Here is a 21,926-nt window from a genome sequence, read left to right as displayed (position 1 = left end):
AGAGAACGTTTCTGAACTGATTTCTCGACTGCTCCTGCGCGTTAACGTCGCACCAGAGCAATATTATGAACATGAATCCTATGGCATGGTTTCGCCGCTCCCGTCCCCTGACAAAGGCGCCCGGGTACGCTGCGTTTTCTTCGAATGACCCGGCGGCGGAAAACAGTCCGCGCCTGGAGCTGTTCTCGGCCTCTCAGCTTGAGCGTTACGGTCAAACCCTGGCTCACGCTCATAAATTGTCTGCGGACAAAATGCCGTACTATCTGCTCAGACGACTCGGTGACAACGAGGCCGTAATTACCCAAAACTGTTACGCGCTTAACGAGTATAAGAAGTCGAGCATCATGCCTGCAGGCGAGTGGCTGCTGGACAACTACTACCTGATTGAAGAGCAAATTCGCAACGTACGTCAGCATTTACCCCCAAGCTTTGGTAAGGGCCTTCCCTCACTCACCTCGCCGCACCTTTGTCCGCGTATCTATGATATTGCCACGGAGGTCGTTGTGCATGGCGACGGGCGTTGGGATATCGCCAGTCTTACCAGCTTTATTACTGCCTATCAGCAGGTTACGCCGCTGACGTTAGGCGAAGTCTGGGCATTGCCCGGCATGTTACGCCTGGCGCTGATTGAAAATCTCCGTCAGGTCAGTATTGAGGTGGTAGAGGCTCAGCATGAACGTGACCTTGCTGATATATGGGTAACACGGATGACTGAATGCGCAGAAAATGCGCCAGCTGACCTAATCATGGTTATCGCCGACATGGCGCGCTCCCGGCCGCCATTAAGCAGTGCTTTTGTCGCAGAAATGGTTCGTCGGCTGCAAGGACATGGTAATGCGCTGGCATTACCCCTGAGCTGGGTAGAACAACGCCTTGCCGAACAAGGCCTCACTACCCAGGTGCTAATACATCGCTTTAACCAGCAGCTTGCGACCAGTCAACTTTCCGTCAGCAACAGCATTGCCGGATTACGTTTGCTTAATGAAACCAACTGGCCCGATTTCGCTGAGGATATCAGCGTGGTTGAGCAAACGTTACGTCGCGATCCGGCAGGAATATATTCCTGCATGCATTTTGATACCCGCGATCATTATCGCCATGTGATTGAGATTCTGGCCCGGGAAAGTCAGCTCAGTGAGCCGGAAGTGGCGAAACGCATACTGGCGCTTGCGGAAACAACAGCACCCGGCGTGCCACATCGTCACATTGGTTACTATCTGATGGGAGAAGGACGTCGTCAGCTGGAACGCCATCTGTCAGTGAATATCTCCGGCCTCAAACGTCTGCGACACAATTTCAACAGGTTTCCCCTGTTGTCCTGGCTGGGGAGCATGAGCCTGCTAACCACGGCGACAACGGCTGCAATATTATATGACACAGCGAATCCGGTAATGGCCTGGTGGTTGATACCGCTGGCCCTGCCCCTGATTGTGGCGGTGAGTCAGCTGGTCAGCGATATGTTGAGTGAAGCGACGACCCGCTTTCGTTCTCCCCGGCCGCTGCCAAGAATGGATTTTTCTGACGGTATTCCGGTTGCTTCTTCAACCCTGGTTGCAATCCCCTGCATGCTGACAAGTTGCGAAAGCTTCAGCAAACTCCTTACCAGTCTTGAAGTGTGCTGGCTTGGCAATCAAGATGATAACCTCTGTTTCGCGCTGATTACCGATTTTGCTGACGCAGCGACGGAAAGTACGGAAGAACAACGTACGCTGTTAAGTCAGGCAATGTCGGCAATGCACGTGCTTAACCAGCGCTATCCCTGTCGCCGTCAGCGCTTTTATTTGCTTCACCGGTCGCCTGAATGGAACGCTTCTCAGGGGATCTGGATGGGTTATGAACGTAAACGAGGCAAGCTGGCGCTACTGAACAGTTGGTTACGTCATCCAGAAACGCAGTTTTCCAGCGTTGCAGACATACCCGCCAATTGCTTACCTGCAGACATCAGGTATGTCATCACGCTGGACAGTGACACGCTCCTGCCGCGTGATACCGCGCACAAACTGGTCGCAACAATGGCACATCCACTTAACAGACCTGAATACGATCCGCTGCGTCAGAGGGTAGTCAAAGGCTACGGTATTTTACAGCCGGGGCTGGCTGAAGAGATGCCCCGAGACGGTCAGGGGCGTTATGCGGCCATGCGCAGCAGCGTACCGGGTAATAACCCTTATTCAATGATGTCTTCAGATATCTATCAGGATCTTTTTGAAGAGGGATCCTTTGTCGGAAAGGGAATTTATGACGTTGATATTTTTGTGCAGGCCACCGCCAACACCTGCCCGGAAAATCTGGTTCTCAGTCATGACCTTCTTGAAGGATGCTATGCACGCGCCGGGCTGCTGAGCGAGGTCTTACTCTACGAGCAGTACCCGAACAACTACCTGTCCGACGTCGCGCGCCGTACGCGCTGGATCCGTGGCGACTGGCAACTGCTTAACTGGCTTAAGTTCCGCGTCAGAAAAGCGGATGGCAGACAGGATAAAAACCCGTTATCGGCTCTCTCTCGCTGGAAACTGTTTGATAACCTGCGCCGCAGTCTGGTCGCCCCCGCCTTACTGGTGCTGCTATTTAGCTCACTGTTGTTGGTGCCTAATCCAGGGTACTGGCTGGGCGTGCTAATCCTCATCTGGTTGCTGCCTGCCGCGTTCTGTATCACTCTCGATCTGGTCAACAAACCGCTTCGCCGCCCTCTGAGGCAACACCTGGCGCTGGTTACGGCCGGTGCGCTGAAGCGAATTTCGCGAACCGGACTCAACTTTGTTTTATTGCCGCATGAGGCGAGCTATTCACTGTATGCGATCGCCGTTACGCTCTGGCGCCTTGGCATCAGCCAGCGCAATCTCACCCAATGGACCAGCCACATTCCGGACAGTCTTCAGACCAGCGCTTCTGTGTTTCGTTTTTATCGGGCGATGTGGCTGAATGTAGCTTGTGGTGTGGCATTCACCGCGCTGACTCTGCTACTGGCACCACAATGGCTGGCGATAGCTCTGATCATTAGCCTGGCGTGGTGCCTGGCACCGCTGTTGCTGAGTTGGTTGAGCCGCCCGCCAGCGAGCAAGACTTTCCTGCCCAGCCCACAACAGAAACAACTACTGCGTCAGACCAGCAGAGAAATCTGGGCTTTTTTTGAGACATTTGTTACAGCCCAGGAAAACTGGCTTCCCCCCGACAATTATCAGGAAATCCCTGAACCGAAAATAGCTCACCGCACGTCACCCACTAACATCGGCCTTTCCCTGCTGGCTAACCTTACGGCATGGGATTTTGGCTACCTTCCTGCCGGGTCAGTATTGCAGCGCATCACACAAACGCTCGATACGCTGGATAAGATGGAGCACTACCGTGGACATTTATATAACTGGTATGACACCCGCACGCTTGCTCCGCTTAGCCCGCGTTATGTTTCCAGCGTCGACAGCGGCAACATGGCTGGTCATTTACTGACGCTACGCGAAGGACTGTCAGCCATGCGTCATCAGCCCGTCGTCAACGTTGCGCACGTACTGGAGGGGCTGAACGATACCCTGCATGTCCTGGAGAAACACTGGGGGTATAACGCGCCAGCCAGTCTGTATCTGCTGCGTATGCAGTTTATCAGTGCAGCGTCGTTACCCTCAGGACAAATGCCGGATGCCCTCCAAAAAATGCAGGCATACTGCAACGATCTGATTCAGCGATCTAAAGATCAAAACAGTATTGTAGCGTGCTGGACAGCACGTCTGGACAGTCAGCTGCAGCAGCTCAACGATGAATGGTCGACGCTGCTTGGCTGGTTACCCGTGCAGCATAATGCCCAGCTGCTGCCTACCCTGAGTGAGATCGCAGGCGCGCAATGCATTGAGGAAGTTATCCCTCCGCCAGCCGTGATAGCCCAGGCCCGTCTGCGGCTGGCCATTATCAGTGAACTCGAACAACGGCTGGCTGATAATGCGCGAATGGATTTTGCGTTTCTCTACAATGATGCCACCAGCATGCTGAGTGTGGGTTACAACTGCGATACCAACACCCTGGACAAAAGCCACTACGATCTGCTTCCCTCTGAAATCCGTCTGACCAGCTTTGTCGCTATTGCAATGAATCAGCTACCGCTTAAAAGCTGGTATGCACTTGGCCGACTGTTTACCACTATAAATCGTGAAACCGCCCTGATGTCCTGGAGCGGTTCAATGTTTGAATATCTGATGCCGAATTTGGTGATGCCGACCTGGCGCGGCAGTCTGCTGGATGAAATGAGCAAATCCGCGGTAATAAGACAGATACACTGGGGCAAAGAGCGTGGTGTGCCATGGGGCGTGTCCGAGTCTGGCTATTATGCTTTTGATGTTCAAAACAATTATCAGTACCAGGCTTTTGGCGTACCCGGTCTGGGTCTGCGGCGCGGGCTTGCCGACGATATGGTGGTAGCCCCGTATGCCACGCTCCTGGCGCTGCTGGTTTCACCGCAAAAGGCCTGCGAAAATCTGCTCAGGCTGGAGAAGAATGGCGCGCACGGCGAGTATGGTTTTTATGAAGCGCTGGACTATACGCCATCGCGGCTGGCAACCGGGCAGCTTTTTTTGGTGGTGCAATCCTGGATGGCGCACCATCAGGGCATGGGGTTCCAGGCGCTGGGACATCTGCTGCTTGATGCACCTATGACCGGGCGGTTCATGTCGAGCCCCGCATTCAGGTCAGCCAGCCTGCTTTTACAGGAGCGCGTTCCCGATGCGGTCGATCTCTACAGCCCGCGCCGCCATTTTGAGTCCCACGAAGGCAGAGTGAAGCCTGTGCGCTATGAACCGCGAATTTTCACCCATGCGGATAGTCCAACGCCCGAAATACAGTTATTGTCCAACGGACATTACCATCTGATGATAACGCCCGGCGGCGGGGGTTACAGTCGCTGGAAAAACATCGCGCTGACACGCTGGCGCAGCGATACCACCCGGGATAACTGGGGAACATTCTGTTATATCCGCGATCCGCTCACTGACGAAGTGTGGAGTAATACCTGGCAACCTACGGGTGGCGGCAGCGCGGACATCAGCGACGAAATCATCTTTACTGATGCGGGTGCCGAATTCAGACGCGTGCTCGGCTCGCTCAGCGTTAAAACCCAGGTCGTGGTCTCCCCGGAAGATGACATCGAACTACGTCGTGTCACCCTGACGCATCACGGCCGAACACCGCGGGCGTTATCGCTGATGACCTATGCCGAAGTGGTGCTTGCCCCGGATGCGAGCGACCAGTCACATCCGGCGTTCAGCAACCTGTTTATCCAGACTGAAACCGATCCCACGCGAGATGCCATCCTGTGCCACCGGCGTTCACGCTCGCCGGATGAGCAGAGCCCGTACCTGTTTCATATGATGGTAGTTCATGGTGATTATTCAGAGAACGTTTCATTCGAAACCGACAGAGCCAGGTTTATTGGCCGCGGAAAAAGCCCGGCTGACGCCCAGGCGGCCAACACGGACGGGCCGCTTAGCAACACCTCCGGCGCCGTGCTGGATCCGATACTGTCAATACGTCACGCTATTACACTCCAGCCCGGACAGCCGGTCACCATTGATATCGTTTATGGCATCAGCGAAAACCGTCAGCAAAGCCTCAAACTGATGGAAAAATACCGCGATCATCCTATCGCCGATCGCGTTTTTGAACTTGCCTGGTCCCACAGTCTGGTGGTGTTACGGCAGATGAACGCCAGTGAAGACGACGCGACGCTGTTTAACCGTCTCGCCAGCACCATACTTTATCCCTGCCAGGAATTACGCGGTGACGAACAGGCCATCAGCCGTAACCGGCGCGGTCAGTCTGGCCTGTGGGGCTGGGGTATTTCAGGTGATTTGCCGCTTGTGCTGATCAGCATCACCAGTGAGGAGAGAATCGCCTCTGTGACCACACTGATTCAGGCACATCGATACTGGCGACTGAAAGGGCTGGAGGTGGATCTGGTTATTCTGAATAACAGCCCCGGTGGCTATCAGCATGTGCTGCAGACGCAGATTATGGATTTAATCTATGCGGGTTCAGAAGCCAGCCTGTTAGATGAACCTGGCGGGATTTTTGTCCGTAACGGCGATCATTTGTCCGCCGAAGACAAGCAGTTGCTGATAAGCGTGGCTTGCCTGAGCCTGGACGATCGCGCTGACGGCATCAACGAACAGCTTAACCAGCGTCTTCATACAACAAAAAAAATTGTCAGGCCTTTTGTGCCGTCGGTGACAGCTGAGGAAAGTAACCATACCGACTGGATACCGGATACTGACCTGTTAAGCCATTTCAACGGGTACGGCGGATTTTCTCAGGATGGCCGTGAATATCAGATCCTCTTAAGAGAAAATGCACCGACGCCGGCACCCTGGTCAAATGTGCTGGCAAACGAGGAGTTTGGCAGCGTGATTTCTGAAGCGGGTCAGGCTTACAGCTGGTTTGAAAATGCACACGAATACCGTTTAACGCCCTGGGAAAATGATCCGGTGAGTGACCGAAGCGGTGAAGCTTTCTATCTGCGCGATGAAGAAAGTGGCGCATGCTGGTCACCCATGGCCTTGCCCATGCGCGGTCACGGGGATTATCTCACCCGCCATGGTTTTGGTTACAGCGTGTTTGCCCACCGTGAATATGGCCTGGACAGTGAAATGACGGTACTGGTGGACGGACAGGCTCCGGTTAAGCTGACAATCCTGAAGCTTACTAACCACTCAGGCCGTACACGTAAATTATCTGTCACCGGCTATGTGGAATGGACACTAGGGGCAACGCGCACTCACTCTGCCGCGCATATCATCACGCATTCGCCCAGCCTTCCTGATGGTAGTGCGGTAATGGCAAATAACTTTTACGGTTCTAACGGCGGTGAACGCACTGCCTTTTTTGCCGTTAACGATCCTCAGAGTACGGTAACGGGCGACCGCCGCGAGTTTATAGGGCGTAATGGCTCACTGCGCGCCCCGGCCGCCATGAAGCTTCGTAGACTCTCGGGCAAAACGGGGGCCGGACTTGATCCCTGTGCCGCACTACAGTCGATAACCTCCATTATTGACGGTGACGAGAAAACCTTTGTTTTTGTCCTCGGCGTGGCGGGTAACCCGACACTGGCTCAGGAGAGGGTTGCCCGTTTTCTGAGTGAGCATAACGCGCGCCAGGCGCTGGACCAGGTTCATCATTTCTGGCACAACGTTCTCGATAAAGTCGTGGTGCGGACACCTGACAGCAGCGTTGATTTGCTGGTGAACGGCTGGCTGCTGTACCAGACATTAGCATGCCGTATTATGGCGCGCAGCGGGTATTACCAGTCTGGCGGGGCATTTGGTTTCCGCGACCAGCTGCAGGATACGCTGGCGCTGAGCAACGTTGCACCGGAGCGGCTGCGCAGTCAGATTGTGCTGTGTGCCTCACGACAGTTTATTGAAGGGGATGTTCAGCACTGGTGGCATCCTCCACATGGAAATGGCGTGCGCACCCGCTGTTCGGATGACTACCTGTGGCTCCCGCTTGCGGTCTGTCACTATGTGGACACAACGGGGGATACCGGGGTGCTCGAGCAGCATATTCCCTATCTTGAAGGACGTCCGCTTATGCCCGGCGAAGAATCTGTCTACGATACGCCGGTTATCAGCCACATTGAAGAGACGCTGTGGCAGCACTGTGTAAAAGCTATTAAGCGGGGACTACACTTCGGCCAGCATGGCCTGCCGTTGATGGGGGCTGGCGACTGGAATGACGGGATGAATCTGGTCGGCATTAAAGGCAAGGGTGAAAGCGTCTGGCTCGGTTTTTTCCTCTACGATATTTTGCAGCGTTTCGCAGCGCTGGCTGAACAGCGCCAGGATACATGCGTGGCGACATTATGTCAGTCAGAAGCGCTGCGCCTGAAAGAAAATCTTGCCTCTTCGGCCTGGGATGGTGCGTGGTACCTGCGCGGCTATTTTGACGATGGTACGCCGCTGGGTTCAGAGGCATCGCAGGAGTGCAGGATCGATGCGATTGCACAAAGCTGGTCCGTTCTGTCCGGCGCAGCTGATCCTGTGCGCAGTGCCCAGGCGATGCAGTCACTGGACAGCTATCTGGTGGATAACGATGCGGGACTGATCAAGCTGCTAACGCCCCCGTTTAATGGTCACGGTACTAACCCGGGTTACATACAGGGTTATCTACCAGGCGTGCGGGAAAACGGGGGCCAGTACACGCATGGTGCCATCTGGGCGGTAATGGCGTTTGCCAGGATGGGGCAGAAAGCACGAGCGTGGCAACTGTGGTCAATGATCAATCCGGTAAACCACGCGCTTCAGGCTGAGGGCGTCAATACCTATAAAGCAGAGCCTTATGTCATGAGTGCAGATGTGTACAGCGTTACGCCCCATACCGGACGCGCCGGGTGGAGCTGGTACACCGGGTCCGCTGGCTGGGCCTACCGTCTGGTCACTGAAGAGTTACTCGGGATAAAACGTTACGGTGAAACGCTGGTTATTCGCACACAATTACCTGATGACTGGCCTTCCTTTAGCATGACCTATCAACACGGGCAGAGTCAGTATTGCATCAGTATTGCACGTGGTGAAAGTCCGTATCAGGTCACAATGGATGGTATGCAGTTGCCGGACGACAGAATTCTTTTAGTTGATGACGGACAAAACCACAGGATTGATATTATTCAGCAATAAGAAAAGGAGGCGATGAGCATAAAGTAGAAATAACAGGTGTGGATGACACACTGCAACGTTATGTTGGTAGCCGTGTGCAAAAGATATGTTGTTATGCGAAGTCCGCTTTTCGCTCATAGCGCACCTTGTCTCGCACACATGTCCGCTTTGTGCCAGAAGCGGAAGTAGCGCATGAACTGTTATGGTAAATTTGAACGTCCGGCTTAATCACTTGAGGATAAGCAGAATGCTTCTGGAGAAGCTCAGATTGCTTGAGTGCAGCCTTCACGGCGACAGGCGCAATGATCCGGAGTGGCTGGAACTGATTCTTCATCCTGAATTCCGTGAAATCACCCGGTCAGGTGTGACGGTCGACCGGTCAGAGACCATTGCGTCGCTTCTAAGTGAAAAGGCTGCACCGTATATTCTCAGCAGCGATTTCCGTCTTACGGAGATGGGCTGCGGTTACGCTCTGCTTCGCTATCGGACGTTTTACGCTGATGGGAGCCATCATGCATTACGTTCCTCTTGCTGGATTTGTTCGGATGAGGGCCAGTGGACCCTGTTTTTTCACCAGGGAACGCCAGCTGCAGGCAATGCCGGGGTTCAGGGTTGAGTTGCACACTTAGGACAGAGAGAATGTGTTTATGCGGAAGATTATTGTTGTGCCATACGATGATAGATGGCCTGAGATGTTTGAAGCTGAAAGTTTACTGATAAAAACATTGCTCGGTGGAATGGCTAAGGATATCCATCATATTGGAAGCACGTCAGTTCCTGGTCTCTCAGCAAAGCCCGTAATTGATATGCTACTTGAAGTTTCCGACATCAATGAACTGGATAAGTACCATTCAGCAATGGCCCACGCCGGGTATGTTGCTCGCGGTGAGAACGGGATTGCGGGGCGCAGATATTTCATTAAAGGTGGTGATCAGCGTAGTCATCAAGTCCATGCGTTTGCAGTCGGAGATATGCAGGTATTGAGACATCTTGCTTTCCGTGATTATCTTCGAAGAAACAACGACATTGCAGAAGAGTATGCTGAGATAAAACACGCAGCTGTATTACTCAGCAGGACCGATGCTCATCGCTATAGCGCCCTCAAAGCGAAATTTATAGAGCGTCATCAAAAACTAGCGCTAGCTGTCTGAGAACGATTGAGATTGAGTTCGTTGCCGGGAGGGTATGTTCAATAACGATGAATTCACTGAGTAGTCATCAGTCAACGTCTGCTGTTCGCTCATAGCGGACATCAGCATACGTGTCAGTCCGCTCAGTGCCAGAAGCGGACGTTGCGTGTGAATCCACATTTCTATGTTGTCCCGCCTTTTAACTTATGAGTTTGCTGTTCATCGCTTATCCATGCCGGTGGCTTGGCTAACGCACAAGCATACTTCGGTGCTAACCGAAGCAACATGCCTTCGTCATCATTAAACTGCCCGTAAATTAACAACGGAGCGGACCATGATTGCAGTACTTTTTGAGGCAGATGCCCTGCCAGAGGCTCAGGAAAGATATCTTCAGCTCGCTTCGGAGCTGAAGCCTCTCTTATCCGACACGCCCGGTTTTATTTCAATTGAGCGTTTCCAGAGCCTGACTACGCCCGGAAAGATTCTTTCTTTGTCGTGGTGGGAAGATGAGGAGTCTGTTGCCGGATGGAAGCGAAATGTGATGCATCAGGCCGCTCAGAAAGAAGGCAAGCAGTCGATTTTTTCATTCTACAGAATACGGGTAGCCAGCGTATTCCGTGATTACTCTTCTGATAAGGGAACAAATCAGCATGTATGACATTCACGTTATTCTCAAAAACAGCCCGGGCTCACTTGGTTCACTGGGTAGTGTACTGGGTGAAAACGGAGTGGGACTTGAAGGCGGTGGCGTATTTACAGGATCTGAAGGCGCGCATGCACATTTCCTGGTTGAAGACGGCTTTAAAGCACGCAATGTGTTGACTGAGGCTGGTTTTGACGTCTGCAACGTGTGTCGGCCCCTGGTGAGGAAATTACCTCAGGAACGGCCCGGAGAGCTGGGAGAAATAGCTGACACAATTGCCCGGAACGGCATCAATATTCTGGTACAGTACAGCGATCACAGTAACCGGCTCATTCTCATCACGGATGATGATGCCCGGGCAGCCGTAGTAACCCGAAAATGGGCAATACCTTCTGAATGAACCTTGTTAAAACAAAGCGCGGCAGTGAGCCAGATGATGTCCTTGAAACATCAATGGTAATGGTGGCTTCTGCGCTGTCTGACCCGTCAAGGGTAAGTATTCTGTGCGCCCTGATGGACGGGCGCGCATGGACAGCTACCGAACTTAGCGTAGTGGCTGGCATAGCAGCCTCGACAACCAGCGGGCATCTGAACCGACTTCTCGGCAACGGTCTAATCATTTGCCTGACGCAGGGGCGTCATCGCTATTACAGCCTTTCGGGCAATCATATCGCCGGACTGCTGGAAAACCTGATGGGATTTTCCATGGGCACTTCTAAAGCCCCCGTTTCCAGTACGCCGGTCTATCTGCGTTACGCGCGCACCTGCTATGACCATCTGGCAGGCGAGCTTGCTGTCAATATTTATGAATTTATGCTGCAGGAAAAATGGCTTGAAGCAGATGGCTCGGAACTGACATCAGCCGGAAAAATGCATTTTGAGAAAATGGGCGTTTTGCTTAACTCTCGCACACGACGCAAGCCCTGTTGCGGCTGTTTGGACTGGAGTGAAAGACGTTTCCATCTCGGTGGTGACGCTGGCTCAGCCCTGTTTACACTTTTCCTGCAAAAAGAATGGGTAACGCGTGTACAGGGATACCGTGAAGTGAACGTAACCGATTCAGGCCGGGTTGCAATATATCGGCTGTTTAAGCTTAAAATCACCTGATCTTAAGTCATATACCGGTTGATTTGATCGGGTGACCCAAGGTGCTTTCATTTTACGTAAAAGGTCCGCTCCTCGCTCATAGCAGACTTTAAGCCAGCTGCAGGAGTTGACCTTGCCTTGCACCATCAGAATTTGGCGAGCCGGAGGAGTCCAGAAGGATACTTTTCTTTTTTCTGATTACAGTCGGTTTCAGCTGCAGGCAGAGCATCTACAAAAGCCTGATCCTACCCACGTAATGTGGACACGGCCCTAAGCGAGGTTTTGGTTTTCAAACTGTTCCGGGCTAAGACCGCCACAGGCACTGTGACGACGCCAGCGATTGTAATCGCACTCGATATAATTAAACACTGCCGTTCGCATTATTTCCCGGCTGGCAAAGTTCTCTCCGTGGATACATTCCACCTTCAGTGAGTGAAAGAAGCTTTCCGCACAGGCATTGTCGTAACAACAGCCTTTAGCGCTCATACTGCCCTGCAGATTATGCCGTTTCAGTAAGCTCTGGTAATTCGTTGAACAGTACTGACCACCCCGGTCTGTGTGCACGATGACATTTTCCGGGCGTTTACGCCGCCATAACGCCATCTGCAGTGCATCGCAGGCAAGCTGTGCCGTCATCCGTGAGGACATCGACCAGCCAATGACTGACCGCGACCACAGGTCAATCACCACCGCCAGATACAGCCAGCCTTCACCGGTGCGCAGATACGTGATGTCACCCACCCACTTCTGATTCGGGCCGCTGGCGTAAAAGTCCTGATTCAACAGATTCTCGGATACTGGCAGACCATGCTCACGGTAACTGACCGGGCTGAACCGGCGCGAGGCTTTCGCCCGCAGCCCCTGACGACGCAGACTGGCGGCGATAGTCTTGATGTTGTACTCCGGCAGTTCATCAGCAAGACGAGGTGCTCCATAACGCTGTTTTGCCCTGGCAAAGGTCTGTCGAACCGCATCATCGCAGACAAGTCGGAACTGTTGACGTCGGTTTATCTGGTGACGACGCTGACGCCAGGCATACCAGCCACTGCGGGCGACCTGCAGTACCCGGCACATGGCTTTAATACTGAACTCAGCCTGATGATTTTCGATAAAGACATACTTCATTTCAGGCGTCTGGCGAAGTATGTCGCGGCCTTTTGGAGAATGGCCAGCTCCTCGTCCCGTTCAGCCAGTTGGCGTTTGAGGCGGGCATTCTCAGCGGCGAGTTCGCTCTCACGTTCAGAGGACGTTGCCTGTTGCTGCCGCTTGCTACGCCAGGTGTAAATTTGCGACTCATAAAGGCTGAGTTCGCGGGCGGCTGCGGCCACACCAATGCGCTCGGCCAGTTTCATGGCTTCGTTGCGGAATTCAGGTGTATGTTGCTTGCGTGGCTTTTTGGTGGTTGATACTGATTTTGTCATGTGAGTCACCTCTTACTTGAGAGTTTACTCACTTAGTCGCGTGTCCACTATTGCTGGGTAAGATCATAGCGTTTTTTCATGATGACAAGCACTATTTTTAGTAGGGACGATTCATTATTTATTCATTTTTTTTTCAGCTATCTGTTTGGCCTTAATCTTAAGGTGGACACACTGCAAGTGATGAAAGCTGGTGCCTGGTCAGTTTTTTGTAATAAATTCACCAACTCCATATCTTTTCATTCAGTAAAATTGAACAAAAAGACCAATAATTTACATTATGTTACTTTTATTGACTTAAAATAAACTTAATAATGACATACCTTACAAAGCATTGATGACCGCCGCTTTTCCGGAAAATTAATTATATATCAGAGAGAAAATGATTAACCCTTTTCTTTTGCAGAAAAAAAACCTTAAAAAAGTAATAAAAATTTTTATTTCCGTTAGTAGCATTTTTATAAGTTCGGGCGTTTTACCGGCCAGTCAAAAGATAGACATCCAGGATGAACGGGTTTTGAATAATCCTCCTGAAATAGTTAAGAAAGGGGATGTTCTTTACTTTGACGGCCAAATAACAAATGAGGCCTATGTATTATTCTTAAAAGAAATCGGCAACTCCAGAATCAAAACCGTCTCTGTTAACAGCATTGGTGGAGATGTGGAAAATGCTTTATCCATAGCCAGTTACATTAAAAAAAATAATATGGATATAGAAGTTCGCAGCGTCTGTGCCTCTGCGTGTGCTAACTATCTATTTGTGGCAGGTAACCGTAAATTAATTAATAATGATTCATACATCCTGTGGCACGGTGGCGCCAACGGACCAGAGCAAGAAGTTGAAATTTCTGGGGATATAACCCGCGCAGAATTTTTCAGGCTTGAATCCGTTCAACAGATAAAGAAAAAGGAAGCACTCTTTTACAAGGAGGCAGGGGTAAGAAATGAGATATGTTATTGCCCACAGCTAAAAAATAACTATCACGATACTTTCCCGGAAAAATGGTTTTCATATTCTCCGGAAGATATGAACAGATTTGGCATAAAGAATATCTCTTTTGCCACTACACCTTCTCAATGGCTTATGTCAATGAGAAAAAAACACGTCATCTTTGCCCATTATTGTAATCAGGAGAAGTAACAATGCGTGAACTTTCTTTGAATGAAATGGATGTGGTTGCTGGTGGTTTTTCAATTGGTAGCTGCTCAATTGGCGGTTCCTACTCTTCCACGCATGACGGTCACGGTGGCTCTTCAACATCAGTGAGCGTTCATGCAGGCTGCGGCATTAACGCACCGGATGCAGGCAGAGGTAACAGCGGTAACTCCGGCAAATCACACTCTGGCCGCAACGGCAATAGCAAAAGCGACCGTGGCGGCAAGCATTAATTCTTAGCCTCAGTTTAATGCGGCTTCAGGTACCGGTTGCCGCATAATACGGTTTGTTACTGACAGGAAACCCCTCTGATTTTCGGGGCATGCAGGGTAACATGAACTCATCTCTCTATCGGCAGTCGGCTATTACACACAGAACTAACGTATGGAAAGGAAAAGCCCTGCTGGTGCGTGGACTTCCAGTATGGGTACATCTGCTTATTACCGCCATTTTTCTTATCTCACTTACTCTCCTTCTTACTTTTGGTAGTTATACACATCGTGTAACCGTAAGTGGTGAGCTTGCATCCGTACCTCGCCCTGTTACTGTCGCGTCTCCGGATCAGGGCTTTGTTATAAACAAATTTGTTAGCCCAGGCGATAATGTCAAAAAAGGACAGCCGCTGTATGAGATTGATATTAGTCGTACAACACGTTCGGGTGTGGTCAGCGTGCAACACAGACAAAGTACACAAGAACAACTTAGAATCGTCGATGATATTATAGGGCGCCTTCGTGAAAACCGGCGTATTACTCTTGCCACGCTTGAACAGGAAAAGGCAAGTTATGCTGCGGCATTTGAACATTCCACTAAAATTCTTAAACAGGCAGCTTCAGGCCTGAAAGAGATGAAACAAAACATGGAAAGCTATCGGCGCTATCAGCAGGCAGGATTAATAAATCGCGATCAACTTTCTCAGCAGACCTCTCTTTTTTATCAGCAGCAAAATGATCATCTCACTTTGAGCGGTCAACGTGAGCAGAATGCATTACAGGTTCTTGCGCTTGAGGGTGATATACGCACACGTGCAGCTGATTTTGACAATGAAATATTTCGCATGGAAATGCAGCGGAGTGTACTGGCTCGTCAGAATACAGAAGATGATGCTTCCGGCACGCTTTTAATTACCTCTCCGGTTAATGGTCGGGTAGATACGGTCAGTCTTACATTGGGGCAAAGCACCCGTTCGGGCGATACGCTGGCACAAATTATTCCGGATGTTAAACCACACTGGGAACTGGTGATGTGGATCCCGGACAGTGCCCTGCCCTTTATAAAAACCGACGCGCCGGTCAATATTCGCTATAGCGCTTTTCCATCGGAAAAATTCGGGTTATTTCCCGGCCGCATTGCAGAGGTCTCGGTCACACCTGCCGGTATGCAGGAACGTTCGCACTGGGCCAGCGCACCCGGCGCTGATACAGGTATACCACAAACCTGGTACAGACTAACCATCACACCTGACGTGACACATTTTGTATGGCAGGGGCAACGTCTTAAAGCGGGCAACGGGCTTCGGGCAGACTGCACGCTTTTTTTGGAAAAGCGCCGGCTATGGCAGTGGGTTCTGTCGCCGCTTTATGAAATGCGGGACAGCACGCGCGGAGCAATTAATGGATAACGAAAAACTTGCCTGGCTTCAAAGACGTCTAAATTTTTCTCCTCGTCGTCGGGTGCCCCTCATCCTTCAGACCGAGGCTGCGGAGTGTGGACTTGCCTGTATGGCCATGATCGCAGGCTGGCATGGTCATCATACAGATTTGTTTACATTGCGCAGTGAAAGCGGCCTCTCTTCACGTGGGGCAACGCTGGGCACCCTGCATGCCATTGCTGGCAACCTTGGACTGGCCGGGCGGGCACTGTCACTGGATCTGGAAGAACTTTCAGCACTGCGATTGCCGTGTGTGCTCCACTGGGATTTCAGTCATTTCATCGTGTTGGTCAGTCTCAAAGGTGACAAGGCTGTTATCCATGATCCTGCATATGGCCGACGAACCGTCAGTAGTCAGACACTGTCGCAAAGCTTTACTGGTGCTGCGCTGGAGTTATGGCCCGATCGTAATTTTAGCCGCCAGAAAAAGTCATCACGTGTCAGACCTACAGAGTTGATACGTGGTATTACCGGTTTTGGCCCGGCGTTGATTAAAGTATTTTGTCTGTCTGTTATGACTGAATGTATCAGTCTGCTGTTACCGGTAGGTACCCAGATTGCCCTCGACCATGTTGTTCCCTCTTCCGATCGCGGGCTCCTGGAGCTGGTTTGTTTGTCTTTAGGGATGCTAATTCTGCTGCAAACAGGTCTTAATTTGCTTCGTTCCTGGACTGTGATGATTACGGACACTTTGACAGACATACAGTGGAAAGAAGGATTATTAAGACATTTATTGTCGCTTCCCCTGCCCTGGTTTTCAAAAAGGAGAATGGGGGATATACAGTCCCGTTTTGCCTCACTTGGCATTCTGCGGGACAGCTTTGTTCACGATATTACCGGTAGCATCATTGACGGCATTATGTTGATTGGCTCACTGATCTTGCTGGCGGTTTACGGGGGGCCTCTGCTTTGTTGCGTGGTGGTTGGCTTTGTGCTGATAGCGGTTTTAATGCGTTTAATAACTTTTCCCCGCTATCGCCAGCTGGCTGAGGAACAACTGATAAAAAATGCAACGGCTGCTTCGCATTTTAGCGAGTCGCTTTGGGGCATCGCCACACTCCGGGCACAGGGTCTGGCGTCGCAGCGTGGGCGCAACTGGCTGACGCTGGAAGTTGAAGCTGCAAATGCCGGCGTTAACCGACGCCGCTTTGATATTTTATTTAATGCAGTTAGCGGGCTGACCGGAGCCCTGGATAATATTGTCATCCTCTGGCTGGGTATCAGCGCCGTGATGACGCACAGTCTTTCATTAGGCGCATTTGTAGCGTTTGGCGTCTTCAGAGAAATGTTTACGGGACGGGCGCTTTCCCTCACTGAGATGTTCCTGCGATTAGGAATGCTTTCATTACATGGCGAGCGGATCGCAGATATTGCGCATACTACGCCCGAACCCATATCACCCTTAACGGAACAATTTAAACCTGGAAAAGCTATCGTGCTGGAAGCGAAAGAACTTTTGTTCCGTCATGATGCCCAGTCTTCGCCTGTGCTACAGGATTTAAATCTTACTCTTTGTGCAGGAGAAAGTGTTGCTATTACCGGACCTTCAGGTTGTGGTAAGACCACGCTTATGAAAATATTATGTGGACTTGTGCCACCTTCCGGAGGAAACGTTCTGGCTGATGGTAAAGATATCTATGCAGGCGGTGTGGAAAGCTATCGTCGGGCTGTATCCTGCATTCTCCAGGAGGATCGTTTGTTCGCAGGGTCAATGCGGGAAAATATTACCGGGTTCGGTGACATGCCTGATGAGGCCTGGCTTGAAGCGTGCGCCCGTCTCAGCCACATTCACGATGACATTATGGCATTGCCTATGGGCTACGATACGCTAACCGGGGAGCTTGGCGAAGGATTATCAGGCGGACAACGGCAGCGCATATTTATTGCCCGGGCTTTATATCGACGGCCCGGCATACTGTTTATGGATGAGGCAACAAGTCATCTGGACGAGCATAATGAAGCGCTGATCAATATGGCTATACGTGGCCTGAATATTACCCGTGTCATCATCGCTCATCGGCCTTCCACCATCGCCTCTGCCGATCGGGTAATCAATCTTTCAGTTGTTCATAAACGCATCTAATGCCGGGGCTGCCATAAGCCCGCCTGGCTTCATATACCGGGGCCAGGTTTTGGCTGTTCGCTCCTCACCCTGCTGCGGTGCGCCTCAGCCATAACCCGGCCCCGTTGCTTTGACTATATATGTCCACAAACGTTATTCACTCTGTTTTGAATCGCCACGGGTTTAACAGACACCTCAGAGTCATTTAAGATGGCTGAAAGAGAGGTGCCCATGAGCGGTAAGCGTTATCCAGAAGAGTTTAAAATTGAAGCAGTCAAACAGGTTGTCGATCGTGGCCATTCTGTTTCCAGCGTTGCAACACGTCTCGATATCACTACCCACAGCCTTTACGCATGGATAAAGAAGTACGGTCCGGATTCTTCCACTAATAAAGAACAGTCAGATGCTCAGGCCGAGATCCGCCGTCTCCAGAAAGAGCTGAAGCGGGTTACCGACGAACGGGACATATTAAAAAAAGCCGCGGCGTACTTCGCAAAGCTGTCCGACTGAGGTACGCCTTTATCCGTGACAACACCTGTTGCTGGCCTGTTCGCCTGCTCTGTCGGGTGCTGGATGTTCATCCCAGTGGTTTTTACGCCTGGCTTCAGCAGCCGCATTCACCACGCCATCAGGCAGACCTGGGACTGACAGGACAGATTAAACAGTTCTGGCTGGAATCGGGATGCGTCTATGGTTATCGCAAGATCCATTTGGATCTGCGGGACAGCGGGCAACAGTGCGGAGTGAACAGAGTCTGGCGACTGATGAAACGTGTCGGGATAAAGGCTCAGGTCGGATACCGGAGCCCGCGGGCACGTAAAGGCGAGGCCAGTATCGTGTCGCCCAACAGGCTCCAGCGACAGTTCAATCCGGATGCTCCGGATGAGCGTTGGGTAACGGACATAACCTACATCAGGACCCACGAAGGCTGGCTGTATCTTGCCGTGGTTGTTGATCTGTTCTCACGCAAAATTATCGGCTGGTCCATGCAATCCCGGATGACAAAGGACATTGTCCTGAACGCACTGCTGATGGCTGTATGGCGGCGTAATCCCCAAAAACAGGTGCTGGTTCATTCGGATCAGGGCAGTCAGTACACAAGCCATGAGTGGCAGTCGTTCCTGAAATCACACGGCCTGGAGGGCAGCATGAGCCGTCGCGGTAACTGCCATGATAATGCGGTTGCAGAAAGCTTTTTCCAGTTGTTGAAACGCGAACGGATAAAGAAAAAGATCTACGGAACGCGGGAAGAAGCCCGCAGCGATATTTTTGATTACATCGAAATGTTTTATAACAGTAAGCGTCGGCATGGTTCTAGCGATCAAATGTCACCGATAGAATATGAAAACCAGTATTATCAACGGTTCGGAAGTGTCTAGATTATCCGTGGCGATTCATTCCCACACCTATTACATTCACAAAGCCATGGTAACGAGGAGTGGCTTTCTCCGCATACAATGTCTGGCGGACGATTGAATTCATACGCCCGTCGGCTCCAACTACCAGATCAAATTCTTGGCTCAACTTCATCACGTCTGCTGCGGTGATTGAACAATTGAACGTAATCTCCCTACCTAAATTATCTAACGCACCGGCCAGTAAGCTCATCAGCTCACGCCGTAAAACTGTCACACTGGGAAAATTGCACAGTGAATTTACTGCTAAAATATCGAACTCCGTCTGAAGGAGACCATTCTGATCAAACTGGCGCATCATGCATGGCGTACCACCCACTTGCATGACCTTTTTGTCCAGTCCCATCTTCTGCATGACGAACATGGCATTGGGCCATAATGTCACACCAGCTCCCATAAAAGACACGTTGCTGCCACGTTCAAACAGACTGACTTGATGGCCCTGTTTGGTTGCGAGGATAGCCAGTGCCATTCCAGCAACCCCAGCACCTACAATGGCAATTTTTTTAGTTCTGGTCATCATTTCCTCCCTATTACAAAACCTGATAGAAATTGTAATGACCACCTGATTAGTGATAAATATGGAATTATAGTTTTGTTAATCTCATTTTTTGGGATAATTAATGATTGAGAAATTAGAAATGCAGTGGCTGATCTGCTTTCAGGCCGTTTATGAAAAGTTGAGTTTTAAGCTCGCGGCAGACCAGCTTCAGTTGCCATCATCCAATGTCAGTCGACATATCGCTTTACTTGAACAACAACTTCATGTGCGGCTGCTGGAGCGCACGACGCGTAAGATAATGCCAACCGCAGCCGGGAAGCTGCTGTATCAATCCATCACGCCGCTCACACACGCTTTGGATCATGCTCTGGAGGAAGTATCACTATTTGGTGATTCACTATCAGGCCACCTGAAGATCATTACACCAGACCTTCCATTCATGGCAGACATTCTCGCTGACTTCTGCATTCGGCATCCACAAATACAGCTCAGTTGTGACACACAATTGGATCCAACAGAGGGACTACTGGATGGATTCGATCTGGTATTGCGCTTTGGACGTGGACCACTGGAAGATTCTTGCTGGGTCGCTAGAGAAATTCTGCGCTGGCCGAGCTGTGTGGTAGCCGCACCCGAACTTCTGGAACGTCATCCATCACCACAATCGGTTGATGAACTTACCAAAATCCCCTGCATTACGAGTATGTCGGTGCTCCAGGGAATGCCTTGGCGATTCAAACAGAACCAAACCGTCCAGGTGCAGTCCAGTTACAAGGTGAACAGTGGACAGATGGCCAAGGCCGCGGCGCTAAAAGGACTTGGTTTCGCCATTTTGCCTCTTCATGCCTGTGAATCAGAAATCAACAACGGCTCCCTTGTTAAAATTAACTGTAATCTCGAACCTGAAGATCTGGTGCTATACGCGCTCTATTCCGGCAGAAAATATCTACAGGTCAAAGTGAAGGCATTTCTGGAACACCTGCAATGGGCTATTGCCCATTAGGGTATACCCAGTAAGGGAGCAGTATGATTGACTAAGCAATCCAGTACATTGAACCACGTGAAAAGAAAAGCTGGCGAAATTTTTTAAAGGCGAAGCTTTTTCCATATAGCTGCCCTAAGCTGACTTACGCCTTTTGTTGAAAACATCTCGATTTAAATGTGCCGCCTGAACGTCTGCTTCTCGCTCAAAGCGGACATCAGTCTGCGTGTCAGCCCGCTTTGTGCCAGAAGCAGACCTTTCATACTTCATGGTATATTCAGGCAAATAAGCCTTAATGCGATGAAACAAATATTGACGCTTGCTGTACAGGCGGAACGGCGAAGTAACGCTGCATGCGTTTAATCTCCTCTGCGGGTGGCAGACCAAACAGGCGTTTAAACTCGCGATTAAATTGCGACGGACTTTCATAGCCGACGGCGTAACTCGCGGCGGCGGCAGTGATCTGCTGACGTACCATTAACATCCGCGCCTGGTGCAGGCGTACCGATTTTACATACTGCATCGGCGGCATCCGGGTTATTGCTTTAAAATGGCCGTGAAACGTCGGCACACTCATTCCGGCTTCCATCGCCAGTTGCGTCAGCGTTAGCGGCTCAGGGTAAGTGGCATGGATGCGCTGTAGCACTTTACCGATTTTGCCGAACTGCCCTTGCAAGGTCAGCGCGGCGCGCATTGCATTTCCCTGTGCGCCCGTTAATACGCGGAAATAGAGCTCACGTACCCGCGCAGGACCGAGGATCGCCGATTCAAGCGGATTGTTCAGGACTTCAAGCAAGCGCAGCACGGCCGTTTTTACCGCGTCGTCCATTGGGCTCGACATCATGCTTTGCGGCGCGGCTGGAGGATGTCGGGCGTCATGCTGTTCAATCTGCAACATCAGTTCAGCGGCCAACTGAAAATCCAGATGCATATAAATCGCCAGTAACGGATGTTCTGCGGAAGCGTCGGTTTCCATCACAAACGGCACCGGCACCGAAACCGCCAGGTAGTGCTGTTCATCATATAAATAGGTCTGCTGACCAAAATAGCCGCGTTTGCTACCCTGGCAGACAATCACAATCCCCGGATCGTAAAGCACAGGCGTTCTGGCAAGTGGGCGATCGGCACGCAAAATTCGCACATCAGGCAACGCAGTAAGGTTGTACCCCTCCTGCGCCGCAAGTGCTTTAACTAAGGTAATCATCCCGGGCATCACAGCACCTCATAAAATCAGGCAAGAAAAAGAGAAGA

Annotated in this window: 15 protein-coding genes; 12 read left to right on the top strand and 3 right to left on the bottom strand. The window is 51.1% G+C overall.

The window, feature by feature from the left end; all coding sequences use genetic code 11:
• The first annotated feature begins 65 nt into the window (after nt 1-65).
• From ACVWZ0_RS10195 to ACVWZ0_RS10170, 6 genes are all read left to right on the top strand, one after another.
• Nucleotides 66-8,651 carry a GH36-type glycosyl hydrolase domain-containing protein gene (locus tag ACVWZ0_RS10195; protein WP_253454392.1) on the top strand — a complete coding sequence of 2,862 codons (8,586 nt, stop codon included), beginning with the start codon at nt 66-68 and terminating at the stop codon, nt 8,649-8,651.
• A gap of 226 nt (nt 8,652-8,877) precedes the next feature.
• Entirely contained in the window at nt 8,878-9,246 is a 369-nt protein-coding gene (locus ACVWZ0_RS10190) for a nuclear transport factor 2 family protein (protein ID WP_253454393.1), read from the top strand.
• A gap of 31 nt (nt 9,247-9,277) precedes the next feature.
• Nucleotides 9,278-9,781: a GrpB family protein gene (locus ACVWZ0_RS10185; RefSeq protein WP_253454394.1), complete on the top strand. Its 504-nt coding sequence runs from the start codon at nt 9,278-9,280 to the stop codon at nt 9,779-9,781.
• A gap of 313 nt (nt 9,782-10,094) precedes the next feature.
• Complete coding sequence (locus tag ACVWZ0_RS10180) at nt 10,095-10,418, top strand: antibiotic biosynthesis monooxygenase family protein (protein WP_079970346.1); 324 nt, start codon at nt 10,095-10,097, stop codon at nt 10,416-10,418.
• Nucleotides 10,411-10,803 carry an amino acid-binding protein gene (locus tag ACVWZ0_RS10175; RefSeq protein WP_253454395.1) on the top strand — a complete coding sequence of 131 codons (393 nt, stop codon included), beginning with the start codon at nt 10,411-10,413 and terminating at the stop codon, nt 10,801-10,803. The genes ACVWZ0_RS10180 and ACVWZ0_RS10175 overlap by 8 nt, the downstream gene beginning before the upstream one ends.
• Entirely contained in the window at nt 10,800-11,510 is a 711-nt protein-coding gene (locus tag ACVWZ0_RS10170; RefSeq protein ID WP_253454396.1) for an ArsR/SmtB family transcription factor, read from the top strand. The genes ACVWZ0_RS10175 and ACVWZ0_RS10170 overlap by 4 nt, the downstream gene beginning before the upstream one ends.
• Before the next feature lie 249 nt (nt 11,511-11,759).
• On the opposite strand, the gene ACVWZ0_RS10165 is transcribed toward ACVWZ0_RS10170, so the two are convergent.
• A protein-coding gene (locus tag ACVWZ0_RS10165) for an IS3 family transposase (RefSeq protein WP_253454397.1) occupies nt 11,760-12,910 on the bottom strand; the annotation gives its coding sequence in 2 pieces (ribosomal slippage) (nt 11,760-12,652 and nt 12,652-12,910; 1,152 coding nt in all).
• 379 nt (nt 12,911-13,289) lie between these two features.
• On the opposite strand from ACVWZ0_RS10165, the gene ACVWZ0_RS10160 reads away from it, so the two are divergent.
• From ACVWZ0_RS10160 to ACVWZ0_RS10140, 5 genes are all read left to right on the top strand, one after another.
• Nucleotides 13,290-14,048 (top strand): hypothetical protein, encoded by a 759-nt coding sequence (locus ACVWZ0_RS10160; RefSeq protein ID WP_253454398.1) that lies wholly within the window; start codon nt 13,290-13,292, stop codon nt 14,046-14,048.
• 2 nt (nt 14,049-14,050) lie between these two features.
• The gene (locus ACVWZ0_RS10155) at nt 14,051-14,296 is read left to right on the top strand and encodes a hypothetical protein (RefSeq protein WP_253454399.1); all 246 of its coding nucleotides are present in this window, start codon (nt 14,051-14,053) and stop codon (nt 14,294-14,296) included.
• Nucleotides 14,297-14,397: 101 nt separating this feature from the next.
• Nucleotides 14,398-15,684, top strand: coding sequence for an HlyD family secretion protein (locus ACVWZ0_RS10150; RefSeq protein ID WP_253454400.1), 1,287 nt, complete (start codon nt 14,398-14,400; stop codon nt 15,682-15,684).
• Nucleotides 15,677-17,797, top strand: a complete 2,121-nt coding sequence (locus ACVWZ0_RS10145; RefSeq protein ID WP_253454401.1) for a peptidase domain-containing ABC transporter — start codon at nt 15,677-15,679, stop codon at nt 17,795-17,797. Before ACVWZ0_RS10150 ends, ACVWZ0_RS10145 begins: the two co-directional genes overlap by 8 nt.
• A gap of 210 nt (nt 17,798-18,007) precedes the next feature.
• Nucleotides 18,008-19,155, top strand: a protein-coding gene (locus tag ACVWZ0_RS10140; RefSeq protein WP_253454402.1) for an IS3 family transposase whose coding sequence is annotated in 2 segments (ribosomal slippage) — nt 18,008-18,245 and nt 18,245-19,155 — 1,149 coding nt in all. Because the reading frame shifts where the segments join, the coding sequence is not laid out codon by codon here.
• Between the two features lies 1 nt (nt 19,156).
• On the opposite strand, the gene ACVWZ0_RS10135 is transcribed toward ACVWZ0_RS10140, so the two are convergent.
• Nucleotides 19,157-19,714 (bottom strand): FAD-dependent oxidoreductase, encoded by a 558-nt coding sequence (locus ACVWZ0_RS10135; RefSeq protein ID WP_456784003.1) that lies wholly within the window; start codon nt 19,712-19,714, stop codon nt 19,157-19,159.
• 100 nt (nt 19,715-19,814) lie between these two features.
• Here ACVWZ0_RS10135 and ACVWZ0_RS10130 point away from each other — a divergent pair, with 100 nt between their 5' ends.
• The gene (locus ACVWZ0_RS10130) at nt 19,815-20,696 is read left to right on the top strand and encodes a LysR family transcriptional regulator (protein ID WP_253454404.1); all 882 of its coding nucleotides are present in this window, start codon (nt 19,815-19,817) and stop codon (nt 20,694-20,696) included.
• Between the two features lie 271 nt (nt 20,697-20,967).
• Here ACVWZ0_RS10130 and ACVWZ0_RS10125 read toward each other — a convergent pair whose 3' ends face one another.
• Nucleotides 20,968-21,888, bottom strand: coding sequence for an AraC family transcriptional regulator (locus ACVWZ0_RS10125; protein WP_253454405.1), 921 nt, complete (start codon nt 21,886-21,888; stop codon nt 20,968-20,970).
• Nucleotides 21,889-21,926 lie beyond the last annotated feature (38 nt).

This window comes from Erwinia sp. TECH1 (assembly GCF_054057575.1).
This window is presented reverse-complemented; position numbering and strand designations above follow the sequence as displayed.